Here is a 12,354-nt window from a genome sequence, read left to right as displayed (position 1 = left end):
CCTACCAGCCCAGGCCCAGGTGCAGCGGCAAGTACACCGCCATGCCCGCGAGCATCGTGCCGAGCACGCCGCGCCGCCAGTAGTAGTAAGCGGCGCCGACCACGGCCGCATACAGGCGGGCGTCGTGCAGCGTGGTGATCAGGTGGCCCTGGGTCATCACGATCTCGGGCGCGATCACGCCGGCCAGCGCGGCGGCCGGTGCGTAATGCAGCGCACGGTGCGCCCACTCGGGCAGGCCCCAGGGCCGGTCGAGGATGAAGAAGAAGCAGCGCGTGAGCACCGTGACCGCGGCCAGCCCGACGATCACGCCCATCGTCCACAGGTCGGTGCCCTTCACTTGTCGTCCTCCGCGTCGGGGTCGAGCCCGAACCGCTTCTCGAGCCAGAAGCACAGCAGCACCGCGGCGCCGATGGCCACCACGATGTTGAGCTTGAGCGGCAGGGCATAGGCGGCCACCGCGGTGGCGCTCGCGACCAGCGCGGCCAGCACGCGCAGCCGGGTGGTGGCCATCGAGCAGACGATTGCCACCAGGCTCAGCACGCCGGCAAAGCCCAGGCCCCAGCTCTGCGGAATGAAGTTGGCCAGCGCAATGCCCAGAAGGCTCATGCCCATCCAGGAGCACCAGGTCACGAAGTAGTTGCCCGTGAGGTAGGCCTCCTGCGACTGCTGCTCGGCAGCGGTGGCCGGCGGCGCGGCGTACTGCCGAGTGAAGAGCGCATAGCTCAGGTCGGCCGTGAGGTAGCCGTGCGTCATGCGGCGCCAGCGCGGCATGTGCATGAGGTAGGGCCGCAGGTGCAGGCTGAAGACCACGAAGCGCAGGTTGACGCAAAAGCCCGTGGCCAGGATCACCCAGGCCGGCGCGCCCGCGAACAGCAGCGGAATGGCCGCGAGCTGGGAGCTGCCGGCGTAGACCAGCAGCGTCATGGCCACCGACTCCAGCACGCTCATGTCCGACTTGACCATGGCCACGCCGGTCATGAGGCCCCAGGCGCCGATGCCCAGCGCGGCCGAGGACATGTCGCGGATGCCGGCGCGGAATTCGGGGCGGCGGCGAATGGCTGCGGAAAGGAACATCAGCCGAACCGCTGCCCGGGCTTCAGGTCGAAGCCGCGCAGGAAGTCGGCCACGTCCAGGCGCTTGCCGCCGGGCCGCTGCAGTTCGGTGGCCATCACCACCGAGCCGGCCGCCGCCACCGCCACGCCGGCGTCGCTCACGGCCAGCAGGGTGCCCGGCGCGGCCGAAACCTCGGCCGGCGGCGCCGCATGCGCGGCCCAGAGCTTGATGGTCTCGCCATCGAGCGCACTGTTGGCGCCCGGGAACGGGTCGAAGGCCCGGATGCGCCGCACGATCGCGTCGGCCGGCTGGTTCCAGTCGATCTGGGCTTCGTGCTTCTCGACCTTGCTGGCGTAGGTGACGCCTTCGGCCGGCTGCGGCGTGCGCGCGAGGCGGCCGATGTCGGCCAGCGCCTGGACGATCAGGCGGCCGCCCAGCTCGGCCAGCCGGTCGTGCAGCCGCGCGGTGGTGTCGCTGCCGATGTCGACGGCTTCGCGCAGCAGCATGTCGCCGGTGTCCAGGCCGGCGTCCATCTGCATGATGGTGATGCCGGTCTGCGCGTCGCCGGCCTCGATGGCGCGATGGATCGGCGCCGCGCCGCGCCAGCGCGGCAGCAGGCTGGCGTGGATGTTGAGGCATCCGTGCACCGGCAGGTCGAGCACCCATTGCGGCAGGATGAGGCCGTAGGCCGCCACCACCATCACGTCGGGCCGGGCCGCCAGCAGGGCCTCGCGCGCGGCCACGGCGTCTTGCGGGTACTTGCCGTCCAGCCGCAGGCTGCGCGGCTGCGCCACCGGCCAGCCGTGGGCAACGGCGCATTGCTTGACGGGCGAGGCCTGCAGCTTCATGCCGCGGCCCGCGGGCCGGTCGGGCTGGCTCAGCACCAGCGCGATCTCATGGCCGGCGGCGGCAATGGCTTCGAGCGCGGCGCGCGCGAACTCGGGCGTGCCCGCAAAAACGACTTTCAGCGGGGTCAATCGCGGATCCGATCGAGTTCGAGGTCGTCCCCCGTGTGATAGCGGCGGACCACGCCGGTGGGGTCGATGTAGATATAGAGCATGCGGCGCTCGTTCACGGCCTTGTAGCGCCAGCTCCAGACCACGCCGTCGAAGGAGCTGACGCGGCTGGTTTCATAGGGCCGGCCGTAGAAGGCGAGCACATCGTTCTGGCGCCACTGGCCGACCTTGATGTCGTGGCCGAAGCGCGCCTCGCTGAGCACCTGGGTCACGGAGACGACCTTGCCGGAGGCGTCGACGTCGATGTCGACCACCTCGAAGCCCGCCGGCATGCGCGAATACTGCAGGCGCTCGCCGCCGCCATTGAGCGGATAGCGGCCCGTGGGCGCACCCAGGCGCTGCAGGGTTTCGGCGGCGGTGGTGCCGGGGGCAATGCGCGTGGGTTCGCTGGCGCAGCCCGCGAGCATGAGCCCTGCTGCGGCAAGGCCGAGCGCCCAGGGCCGCAGGGAAGCTGTCACGCCCGGCCCTCTTTGGCCTCTTCGCGCTGCTGCTTGAGCAGCTTGCTCTTGATGCGGTTGCGCTTGAGCGGCGACAGGTATTCGACGAACACCTTGCCCAGCAGGTGGTCGAGCTCGTGCTGGATGCACACGGCCAGGAGGCCTTCGGCCTCGATGGTGCGCAGCTCGCCGTTCTCGTCCAGCGCCTGGACCTTGACCGAGGTGGAACGCATGACGCCGTCGTAGATGCCCGGCACCGAAAGGCAGCCCTCTTCGTTCAACACCTTTTCGTCGCTTGCCCAGATAATTTCGGGATTGATGAGCACCAGCGGCTCGTTGCGTTCCTCGGACACGTCGATGACGACCAGCCGCTCGTGCACGTCGACCTGGGTCGCGGCCAGGCCGATGCCGCTGGCGTCGTACATGGTCTCGAGCATGTCGGCCACCAGGGCCTTGATGCGCGCGTCGACGCCCTGCACGGGCTTGGCAACCGTGTGCAGGCGCTTGTCCGGGTAACTCAGAATGATTCGTTTGGCCATGAAACAGGGAGAAAGTTGTGGCTATTTTCGCCAATTCCGCGACGCGGCGACTCCGGATCGCCTGAAAACGTTGCCCTCCCAAGGGCTTCGGGCGCAGAATTCGTAGCAAATTGTGAGATTCGTATGTGCGCCGATACGCGGCGCGCTCACCCATCCAGACATGAAAAAGCTCCGAATCACTGTCCGCCAGCGCCCGCATCTTCTCGCCACGTTGGCTGCCCTTGCGGTGATCACCGGCGGCACGACGGCGGCCTGGGCACAGAACTACCCCATCACGCCACAGCAGCGCGCCACCGCCCAGCAAACCGCCCAGACCGGCGTTCCGCTGAGCGAACTGGCGCCCAATGCGCCCGACGAATACACGGTCAAGCCCGGCGACACGCTCTGGGCGATCTCGCGCCTGTACCTGCTGCGTCCCTGGCGCTGGCCGGAACTGTGGGGCATGAACATCAGCGAGATCGCGAACCCGCACCGCATCTACCCCGGCCAGGTCCTCTACCTGGACAAGACCGGCGGCCGCGCACGCCTGACCATGCGCCGCGGCGCGGGCGGCAGCGCCGATGGCGGCACCATCAAGCTGTCGCCGCGCACGCGCTTCGACTCGCTGGCCGGCATGGCCCTGCCCACGCTCAACCCGAGCATCATCGAGCCCTTCCTGAGCGAGCCGATCGTGGTCGATGCCGACACGCTGCAGGCCGCGCCGCGCATCGTTGCCGGCAACGACAGCCGCGTCCTGCTGTCGCGCGGCGACCGCGCCTATGCGCGCGGCAATGCCGAGACGCCGCTGCTCGAAACGCCGGGCCCGCTGAAGAATTTCCGCGTGTTCCGCAGCGCCACGCCTCTCAAGGACCCGGGAACCGGTGAAATCCTCGGCTACGAGGCGCAGTACCTGGGCAAGGCGCAGCTCCAGCGCGGCGAATCGACCACGGTCGAAACCACCGACGACAAGGACGTCATCACCGTGGTGCCGGCCAGCGTCGACATCATCGCGGCGCGCGAGGAAATCCGCGCCGGCGACCGCCTGCTGCCCGAGCCACCGCGCCAGCTGCTGAGCTATGTGCCGCGCGCGCCCTCCTCGCAGGTCGAGGGCCGCATCATCTCGGTCTATGGCAACGCGGTGCAGTTCGCGGCCCAGAACCAGGTGGTGGCCATCAACAAGGGCACCCGCGACGGCATCGACAGCGGCCACGTGCTGGCCATCCTGAAGAACGGCGAGACCATTCTCGACCGCACCGGCGCGCGCAAGGAAACCATCAAGCTGCCGAACGAACGCATCGGCCTCTTGATGGTGTTCCGGCCCTTCGAAAAGGTTTCGTACGCACTGGTGCTCGAGATCACCGACACTCCGAAGGCGGGCGACTTCCTCGTCAATCCCTGACACTTTTTCCGCTTTCTTCTTTCTCCGCTTCATTTGGACCGAGCAGAACTCGCAGGCTGGCTGCGGCTTTCACTGACGCCGGGCATCGGCGATGGCGCCGCGCGCCGGCTGCTGGCGGCTTTCGGCCTGCCCGAGAAAGTCTTTGCGCAGACCGGCGAGGCGCTGCGCCAGGTGGTGTCGGCGGCGCAGGCCGACGCGCTGCACCAACCGCCGCCGGGCTTGCAGGCCCAAGTCGACCAGACCTGGCAGTGGCTGCAGCCCGGCCACGATGACGGTGCCGCGCGCCGCCTGGTCACGCTGGGCGATGCCGCCTACCCCGCCTCGCTGCTCGAGATGGCCGACCCGCCGCTGATGCTCTACGTGCTCGGCGCCGCGGACTTCGACCTGACCCAACTCGGCCACAGCATTGCGGTGGTCGGCAGCCGCAATCCCACGCCGCAGGGCGCCGCCAACGCCCGCGCCTTTGCGCGCGCGCTGGGCGACGCGGGCCTGCCGGTGGTGTCGGGCCTCGCGCTCGGCGTCGATGGCGCCGCGCACCAGGGCGCACTCGATGCGGCCGGCGACATGCCGCGGCTGGCCACGGTGGCCGTGGTGGGCACCGGCCTGGACCGCGTCTATCCGGCGCGGCACCGCGACCTCGCGCACCGCATCACGCTGCAGGGCCTGATCGTGAGCGAGCTGCCGCTCGGCACGCCGCCGCTCACGCAGAACTTTCCCAAGCGCAACCGCCTCATCGCCGGCCTGGCGCGCGGCACGCTGGTGGTCGAGGCCGCGCTCGCCTCGGGCTCGCTGATCACCGCGCGGCTCACCTCGGAGCAGGGCAAGGAAGTGTTCGCCATTCCGGGCTCGATCCATTCGCCGCAGTCGCGCGGCTGCCATGCGCTGATCCGCCAGGGCGCGAAGCTGGTCGAATCGGTCAACGACATCCTCGAGGAGCTGCCGTCTTTTCTGCACGCGGGCAGCGCGGCGGCACCGGCGGCCGTGAACGGCGATGCCGGCGCCGTGTCCGCCGCGCGCGAAGAACCCTTGCTGGACGCGCTCGGTTTCGATCCCGTGAGCCTGGACGCGCTGGGCGCGCGCACCGGCTGGAGCGCCGCCGCGCTGCAGGCCAGGCTGCTCGAACTCGAGCTCGACGGCCACGTCGCGCGGCTGCCCGGCGGCCTGTTCCAGAGAGCGGCCATCGGCTGACGCCCGGGCCCGCGCCCGCTTTTTCGTGAAACACCGCGAAGTGACACGAGGTGCATGAAGCCCTGGGGGCGAGCCATCGTTTCCTCGGCTATATTGGGCCCATGTTCGAAGTGCTCGTGTTTGTCTACGAAAACTATTGGCGCGGCGATGCCTGCCCCGAACCCCAGCAATTGGGCCGCAAGCTCAGCGCCCACGGCTTCGAGCCCGAAGAAATCCGCGATGCGCTGCACTGGCTCGACGGCCTGAGCCTTGCCACCCAGGGCCTGCAGTTCGAACGAAGTCCCGGCGACGACACCGTGGCCACGGTCACGCTGCGCGGCGCGCCCGAAGCGGCCCTGCCCCAGTCGGACAACGCCATGCGGGTCTACTCGCAGGCCGAGCAGGAGCATCTGGGCGCCGACTGCCTGGGCTTCATCCGCTTTCTCGAATCGTCGAACGTGCTGTCCTGCGGCCTGCGCGAGATCGTCATCGAGCGCGCCATGGCGGCGCCGGGCGATCCGGTCGCGCTCGACGAGCTCAAGATCATCGTGCTGATGGTGCACTGGAGCACCGGCATCGAGCCCGATGCGCTGGTGCTCGACGAACTCTGCGAAAGCCGCGAAGGCCGCGTCGCGCACTAGCCGGCTAGTTCAGCAGGCGCTCCGGATTCGCATCGAGCTTGGCCAGCGCCTCGCGCGTGGCGCGCACCGTGAGCGTTTCTTCCTCGGCGGGCACCAGCAGGCCGGCCTGCAGGTAGTTGGCCAGCCGGCCGACCTGGATCAGGAAGCTGCGGCCGTCGGCCGAGGCGAACAGGTGCAGTTGCTTGCGGTCGCTGCGCCAGACGAACTGCACCTGGCTCACGCGGTCGTTGTGGTCGAGCATGAACCAGTTGCCCACCTCCAGCTCGTGGGCCCAGGCCAGCATGTCTTCGGCCGGTACGCCGCCCACGGTGTCGGCCACGACCTCGATCGAGGCTGCATCCACGCCCAGCAGCAGTTCGATGCTGGTCGCATCGAGCGGCAGGCTGGAGGCGCCGCCGTCGTCGGTGACGAAATCTTCCAGGTGCGCGAGGCGCTCGGCCATCGCCTCGATCTTGGCCGCGGGAATGGCCTCGGTCTTCGACAGGAAGGCATCGGACAAGGTGGCGCCGATGGCCTTGATGTGGGCTTCCTGCGGCTCGTCGATGATGCCCAGCAGGTTCATGCCCAGGCGCAGGCGCTGCAGCAGCTGCGGCAGGTCCTGGATCACGCGGGCGCGGTCGGCGCGGTTGGGCTTGGCGCTCGCCGCCCACACCAGCTCGGAGGCCACGCGCTTGAGCATCACCGTCTGCTCGCCCTGGGCGCCGTAGCGCAGCGCGGCAATCGCCAGCACCTCGGCCCAGACCTTGAAGAGGAACTCGCGGATCTCCTCGCGCACCGGCATGTCGTTGAGCATCTTGCGCAGCTCGATGGTGTACTGGATCGCCATCGTTTCCTTCTGCTCGACTTGCTGCGCCACGCTCATGACGCGCTGGGTGGCGTCGCTTTGCGTGAGATAGCGGTTCAGGAAGGCCACGAACTCGTCGAACACCAGCTTGAAGACGCGCTGGCCGGTTTCGGGATACTGCTCGATCACCTGCACCACGCGGCGGATCTCGCCCTCGAGCGCACTGCCCGAGATGGCCGCGGCATCGAAGCCCATCACGCAGGAGCCCATGCGGTCGATCAGCATGCGCGCCGGGTGCTGCAGCGTGCCGAAGAACTCGGGCTCGGCAATGGCCACGCGCAGCACCGGCATCTGCAGGCGCGCAAACCACACGCGCGCCGAGAAGGGAATGCGCTCCTCGGCAAGGATGGCCTGGAACATGAGCGCGACGATCTCGACCGTGGCCTTGTCGGCGGTGGTGGGCGCCTTTTTCTTGAGTTCCGCGCTGCGCCGCCGAAGGTCGACCGAGGCCTGCTGGATGAGGGTGGCCTGCTCCGCGGCGCCCGGCGCCGAGCCCTGCATGTACTGCGTGGCGGCGGCCCGGTAGGCGGCTTCGGCCTCGGCGATCATGCCGGCGAAGGTCTGGGAGACGGCACGCGGGGCAGCCGCACCGGTCGCGCCGGACCCCGCGACGGCCGCATGGCCGTCCATTCCCGTGGTCGTCATCGAAGCCGAAGGCGAGGCCGGCGTTTCCGCGCCGATGCGCGCGGCGACAAAGCGCTTGAGGCTCAGCAGCGCCGTCTGCGCACGCTGGCGCGCGGCCAGCAGCGGCGAGCCGCCCGTGGTGAAGGCCGGCGCGGACGGCGCGAACGCCCCCCGTGCCTGCGGGGATGTATCGGCACCGCCCTGGCGCTGCACGGCCCCTGCGGGCCGCATGGCGCCGCCGGCATGGGGCGAGGCCGGCATCGTGGCCGGCCCGGTGGCGCCGCCGCCGGTGGTGCTGCTGCCGGTGCGGCGCACGAAACTCTTGAGATCGATTTCGGGCATCACGCCCTGCGAAACCAGGAAGGCGTTGGCGTCTTCGTAGGCCTTGACGACCACGCCGACCAGCTGCTGCTGCACGGTGTCCTGCACGCGGGCCCAGAGCGCGCGGCTCAGGCCGGCCGCCAGCCACTGGTCCACCAGCAGCCGGGCCAGGGTTTCGGGCCTGAGCACGTCGTGGGCGTCGAGTTCTGCGGTGCCTTCCAGGAACTGGATGCGCAGCCGCAGGTCGCTGAGTTCGAAGCTGGCCTTGTCGTGGATCAGCTGCGCCAGGCGCGACGACAGGATGCTGCTCTCCATGGCATCGTCGCCGATGAGTTCGAGCCGCAGCTTCGCGGCCGGCGCGGCGGGCACCGCACCTGCTGGCGCGTCTACCGACTTGCGCCAGCCCGCCTGCGCGAGCGACACCCATTGCGAGGCCTGGCCCTGGAACGCCACGAAGTCGTCGCGGCTCTCCTGCATGGCGCGCGCACTGCCGATTTCCGAGGCCTGCTGCGTCAGGCGATCCCGTATCGCCTGCGCCAGCGGGACGATGACGCCCTCGGTGGCGCGAACGAAGCGCTCGCGCGTCTCGCGTGCGAGCTGCAGGGAGGAAGCGGACCGCGCGGTGCTCATTGAAGGATCAGGAAGGCCAACGGGACTCTATTTTTCGGCGAAAGCCGAGAGCTTGCATCGGCAAGCGCCACCGCACAAGTGTGCATCACCTGCGGCATGGCGGCGGGCTTTGCGCGGCGCGTCCCGTTGATCCGGCGCAATCAGACCACGGCGCCGGCGTTCGGGTCGTCCTCGGAGCCGCCGTCGCGCTTGGCCGGGCCGCCCTTGATCAGGTCTTCGCGCTTGATGCCCAGCCACATGGCAATGGCCGCCGCCACGAAGCAGGACGAGTAGATGCCAAAGCAGATGCCAATGGTCAGCGCCAGCGCAAAGTAATGCAGCGTCGGGCCGCCGAAGAAGAACATCGAGAGCACCACCAGCTGCGTCGAGCCGTGCGTGATGATGGTGCGGCTGATGGTCGAGGTGATCGCGTTGTCGATGATCTCGACGGTGTTCATCTTGCGGTAGCGCCGGAAGTTCTCGCGCACCCGGTCGAAGATCACGACCGATTCGTTGACCGAGTAGCCCAGCACCGCCAGCACCGCCGCCAGCACCGCGAGCGAGAACTCCCACTGGAAGAAGGCGAAGAAGCCCAGGATGATGACCACGTCGTGCAGGTTGGCGAGCACGGTGGCAAGCGCAAACTTCCATTCGAAGCGGATCGCCAGGTAGATCATGATGCCCACCACCACCATGCCGAGTGCCTTGAGCCCGTTGGTGGTGAGCTCCTCGCCGACCTGCGGGCCGACCACCTCGATGCCGCGCTGCGTGGCCGAGGGATCGACCGACTTGAGCGCCTGCATGACCTGCGCGCTCTGCTGGTCGGAGCTCATGCCCTTTTGCGCCGGCAGGCGGATCTGCACGTCGCGCGAGGTGCCGTAGCTCTGCACCTGCACGTCGGGGTAGCCGAGCTTGCCGATGGCCTCGCGCACCTTGCCGATGTCGGCGGACTGCTGGTAGGCCACCTCCATCACGGTGCCGCCCGTGAACTCCACCGACAGGTGCAGCCCGCGGTGCAGCAGGAAGAACACCGCCAGCGCGAAGGTGACGAAGGAGACGATGTTCAGCACCAGCGCGTGGCGCATGAACGGGATGGTCTTGTGGATGCGGAAGAATTCCATGGCGCTTGTCCTTGACCTTTACTTGCCTTCAGCCACGGCGGTGCCGTCGGTCTTGGGGCGCCAGACCGTGCCGATCGACACCGTCTTGAGCTTCTTCTTCTGGCCGTACCAGAAGTTCACGAGGCCGCGCGAGAAGAACACGGCGGAGAACATCGAGGTGACGATGCCGATGCAGTGCACCACCGCGAAGCCGCGCACCGGGCCCGAGCCGAAGGCCAGCAGCGCGATGCCCGCGATCAGCGTGGTCACGTTGGAGTCGAGGATCGTGCCCCAGGCGCGGTCGTAGCCGGCGTGGATGGCCGCCTGCGGCGAGGCGCCGTTGCGCAGCTCCTCGCGCACGCGCTCGTTGATCAGCACGTTGGAGTCGATGGCCACGCCGATGGCCAGCGCCATGGCCGCGATGCCGGGCAGCGTGAGCGTGGCCTGCAGCATCGAGAGAATGGCCACCAGCAGCATCAGGTTGACGGCCAGCGCGATCGACGAGAACAGGCCGAACAGCGCGTAGTAGGCGCACATGAACACCATGATGGCCAGGAAGCCATACATCACGCTCTTGAAGCCCTTCTCGATGTTGTCGGCGCCCAGGCTCGGGCCGATGGTGCGTTCCTGGATGATCTCCATCGGCGCGGCCAGCGAGCCGGCGCGCAGCAGCAGCGCGAGGTCGGCGGCCTCGGCCACGGTCATCGAGCCGGAAATCTGGAAGCGGTTGCCGAGCTCGCCGTTGATCGACGGGGCCGTGAGCACTTCGCCCTTGCCCTTCTCGAAGATCAGCATGGCCATGCGCTTCTTGTAGTTCTCGCGGCTCACGTCGCGCATGATGCGGCCGCCCTTGGCGTCCATGGTCAGGTCGACCTTGGGCTGGTTGCTCTGCTGGTCGAAGCCGGGCTGCGCGTCGGTGAGGTTCTCGCCGGTGACCAGCACCTGCTTCTTCACGATCACGGGGCGGCCGTTGCGCTCGAGGAATTTCTCGGAGCCGAAGGGCACCGGCCCGCCGCTCAGTTCGGCCGCGCGGCCTTCGGCGCTTTCGTCGACCAGGCGCATCTCGAGCGTCGCGGTGCGTCCCAGGATGTCCTTGGCCTTGGCCGTGTCCTGCACGCCGGGCAGCTGCACCACGATGCGGTCCAGGCCCTGCTGCTGGATCACGGGCTCGGCCACGCCGAGTTCGTTGATCCGGTTGTGCAGCGTGGTGATGTTCTGCTTGAGCGCCGCGTCCTGGAGCCGGCGCGCGGCTTCGGGCTTGATGGTGGCCACCAGGCGCCAGTTGCTGCCGTCCTGGCTGTCGGTGGTGGCGAGGTCCTGGAACTGGTCCTGGATCAGGCGCTTGGCCGCTTCCAGCGCGGCCGCGTCGCGGAACGAGACCTCGATGGCCTGGCCGTTGCGGTTCACCGAGGTGCCGCGGATGCCCTTGTCGCGGAAGGTGGTGCGCAGGTCGCTCGCGAAGGATTCGGCCTTCTTGTCGATGGCGCCCTTCATGTCGACCTGCAGCAGGAAGTCGACGCCGCCGCGCAGGTCCAGGCCCAGGTACATCGGGAATGCATGCAGCGCCGTGAGCCAGGCCGGCGAGCGCGAGACCAGGTTCAGCGCCACCACGTAGGGCGGATCGGCCGGATCGGGCACCAGCGTGCGCTGCAGCGTGTCGCGCGCCTTGAGCTGCTCGTCGGGCGTGGCGAAGCGCGCGCGCAGCGAGCCGCCCTCGAGCGTGAGCAGGTCGGGCGCGAGCCCGGCCGCCTTGAGCGCCTCCTCGACCCGGCTCTGGGTGGCCGCGTCGACCTTGACGGTGGACTTGGCCGCGGACACCTGCACGGCAGGCGCCTCGCCGAAGAAGTTCGGCAGGGAATAGATCAACCCCACAAGCAGCACGATCACGATGATCGCGTACTTCCAGACCGGATAACGGTTCATGAGCGGGCGCTTTTCACAAACTTATTAAAGATGGGACACAGGCGTGACTTGAGGCCATGCGCCGCAAAGCGCAAGGCCGAGCCGCGCGTTGATTGCTGGGCTTACTGCTTGACGGCGCCCTTGGGCAGGACCTGGACCACAGCGCTGCGCTGGATCTTGATCTCCACGCCATTGGCGATTTCGAGGCCGAGGTACTGGTCGCCGAGCGAGGTGATCTTGCCGAGCACGCCGCCGGCCGTGGCCACTTCGTCGCCCTTGGCCAGCGCCTCGATCATGGCGCGCGCTTCCTTCTGGCGCTTCATTTGCGGGCGGATCATCACGAAATACAGCACCACGAACATCAGCACCAGGGGCAGCATGCTGCCCAGCGAGGACAGCATGTCGCCGCCGCCGGAAGCTGCGGGTGCGGTTTGGGCGAAAGCAGAGGAAATGAACAAGAGAGTCTCCAGCAGAGAGAAGAGAGGAATGTCAGAAGCGCGGATCGGGCCCGCGGTTCCGCGGCCCCGTGGAAAAGGCCGCGAGTCAGAGCTTGAGGCGGCGTCGGCCGCGCGCAGCAGCGGGCATTGTATTCGTGGCAATGCCCCGCTCCGCGCGCTTATCCGGCGCGCGGGGCAGGGCTTTCCATGGGCTGCGGCTGCGTGTCTCTTGCTAGCTTTTCAGGAGCAAGCGCGCGATGCGGCCGGCGGTGCCAGGCCGGCCTCC

At 68.5% G+C, this 12,354-nt stretch carries 12 protein-coding genes; 3 read left to right on the top strand and 9 right to left on the bottom strand.

Annotated elements, in window-relative coordinates; all coding sequences use genetic code 11:
* Window position 1: 1 nt before the first annotated feature.
* Genes AC1DSC_RS04990 through def form a run of 5 tightly spaced genes read right to left on the bottom strand, consistent with a single transcriptional unit; the run spans window position 2 to window position 3,045 of the window.
* Window positions 2-337: an AzlD domain-containing protein gene (locus AC1DSC_RS04990; RefSeq protein WP_018905216.1), complete on the bottom strand. Its 336-nt coding sequence runs from the start codon at window positions 335-337 to the stop codon at window positions 2-4.
* Window positions 334-1,074 (bottom strand): AzlC family ABC transporter permease, encoded by a 741-nt coding sequence (locus tag AC1DSC_RS04985; protein ID WP_369663773.1) that lies wholly within the window; start codon window positions 1,072-1,074, stop codon window positions 334-336. The genes AC1DSC_RS04990 and AC1DSC_RS04985 overlap by 4 nt, the downstream gene beginning before the upstream one ends.
* Window positions 1,074-2,030 carry a methionyl-tRNA formyltransferase gene (gene fmt / locus AC1DSC_RS04980; RefSeq protein WP_436288208.1) on the bottom strand — a complete coding sequence of 319 codons (957 nt, stop codon included), beginning with the start codon at window positions 2,028-2,030 and terminating at the stop codon, window positions 1,074-1,076. The genes AC1DSC_RS04985 and fmt overlap by 1 nt, the downstream gene beginning before the upstream one ends.
* The gene (locus AC1DSC_RS04975; RefSeq protein ID WP_018905219.1) at window positions 2,027-2,527 is read right to left on the bottom strand and encodes a hypothetical protein; all 501 of its coding nucleotides are present in this window, start codon (window positions 2,525-2,527) and stop codon (window positions 2,027-2,029) included. Before AC1DSC_RS04975 ends, fmt begins: the two co-directional genes overlap by 4 nt.
* Window positions 2,524-3,045 (bottom strand): peptide deformylase, encoded by a 522-nt coding sequence (gene def / locus AC1DSC_RS04970; protein ID WP_015867852.1) that lies wholly within the window; start codon window positions 3,043-3,045, stop codon window positions 2,524-2,526. Before def ends, AC1DSC_RS04975 begins: the two co-directional genes overlap by 4 nt.
* A gap of 160 nt (window positions 3,046-3,205) precedes the next feature.
* Here def and AC1DSC_RS04965 point away from each other — a divergent pair, with 160 nt between their 5' ends.
* The 3 genes from AC1DSC_RS04965 to AC1DSC_RS04955 all read left to right on the top strand — a co-directional run bounded on the left by AC1DSC_RS04965 (window position 3,206) and on the right by AC1DSC_RS04955 (window position 6,231).
* On the top strand, window positions 3,206-4,423 hold the full coding sequence (locus AC1DSC_RS04965) for a LysM peptidoglycan-binding domain-containing protein (protein ID WP_369663774.1): 1,218 nt from the start codon (window positions 3,206-3,208) through the stop codon (window positions 4,421-4,423).
* 33 nt (window positions 4,424-4,456) lie between these two features.
* Window positions 4,457-5,611, top strand: a complete 1,155-nt coding sequence (gene dprA, locus AC1DSC_RS04960) for a DNA-processing protein DprA (protein WP_062364040.1) — start codon at window positions 4,457-4,459, stop codon at window positions 5,609-5,611.
* A 101-nt stretch (window positions 5,612-5,712) separates the two neighbouring features.
* Entirely contained in the window at window positions 5,713-6,231 is a 519-nt protein-coding gene (locus tag AC1DSC_RS04955; protein ID WP_369663775.1) for a Smg family protein, read from the top strand.
* Window positions 6,232-6,235: 4 nt separating this feature from the next.
* Here AC1DSC_RS04955 and AC1DSC_RS04950 read toward each other — a convergent pair whose 3' ends face one another.
* From AC1DSC_RS04950 to yajC, 4 genes are all read right to left on the bottom strand, one after another.
* Complete coding sequence (locus AC1DSC_RS04950) at window positions 6,236-8,650, bottom strand: DUF1631 family protein (RefSeq protein ID WP_369663776.1); 2,415 nt, start codon at window positions 8,648-8,650, stop codon at window positions 6,236-6,238.
* A 140-nt stretch (window positions 8,651-8,790) separates the two neighbouring features.
* A complete protein-coding gene (gene secF, locus AC1DSC_RS04945) occupies window positions 8,791-9,750 on the bottom strand; it encodes a protein translocase subunit SecF (RefSeq protein ID WP_015867857.1) in 960 nt (319 codons plus the stop codon).
* A gap of 18 nt (window positions 9,751-9,768) precedes the next feature.
* The gene (secD, locus tag AC1DSC_RS04940; protein WP_015867858.1) at window positions 9,769-11,652 is read right to left on the bottom strand and encodes a protein translocase subunit SecD; all 1,884 of its coding nucleotides are present in this window, start codon (window positions 11,650-11,652) and stop codon (window positions 9,769-9,771) included.
* A gap of 101 nt (window positions 11,653-11,753) precedes the next feature.
* Window positions 11,754-12,089: a preprotein translocase subunit YajC gene (gene yajC, locus AC1DSC_RS04935; protein ID WP_018905224.1), complete on the bottom strand. Its 336-nt coding sequence runs from the start codon at window positions 12,087-12,089 to the stop codon at window positions 11,754-11,756.
* Window positions 12,090-12,354: the final 265 nt, after the last annotated feature.

It is taken from the genome of Variovorax sp. 01N425 (assembly GCF_056399465.1).
This window is presented reverse-complemented; position numbering and strand designations above follow the sequence as displayed.

What these genes read in the sequence shown, in the direction of transcription:
- AC1DSC_RS04985 (WP_369663773.1), bottom strand. Translation starts at nt 1,074, where the DNA reads ATGTTCCTTTCCGCAGCCATTCGCCGCCGCCCCGAATTCCGCGCCGGC.
- def (WP_015867852.1), bottom strand. Translation starts at nt 3,045, where the DNA reads ATGGCCAAACGAATCATTCTGAGTTACCCGGACAAGCGCCTGCACACG.
- secD (WP_015867858.1), bottom strand. Translation starts at nt 11,652, where the DNA reads ATGAACCGTTATCCGGTCTGGAAGTACGCGATCATCGTGATCGTGCTG.
- AC1DSC_RS04965 (WP_369663774.1), top strand. Translation starts at nt 3,206, where the DNA reads ATGAAAAAGCTCCGAATCACTGTCCGCCAGCGCCCGCATCTTCTCGCC.
- AC1DSC_RS04950 (WP_369663776.1), bottom strand. Translation starts at nt 8,650, where the DNA reads ATGAGCACCGCGCGGTCCGCTTCCTCCCTGCAGCTCGCACGCGAGACG.
- AC1DSC_RS04955 (WP_369663775.1), top strand. Translation starts at nt 5,713, where the DNA reads ATGTTCGAAGTGCTCGTGTTTGTCTACGAAAACTATTGGCGCGGCGAT.
- secF (WP_015867857.1), bottom strand. Translation starts at nt 9,750, where the DNA reads ATGGAATTCTTCCGCATCCACAAGACCATCCCGTTCATGCGCCACGCG.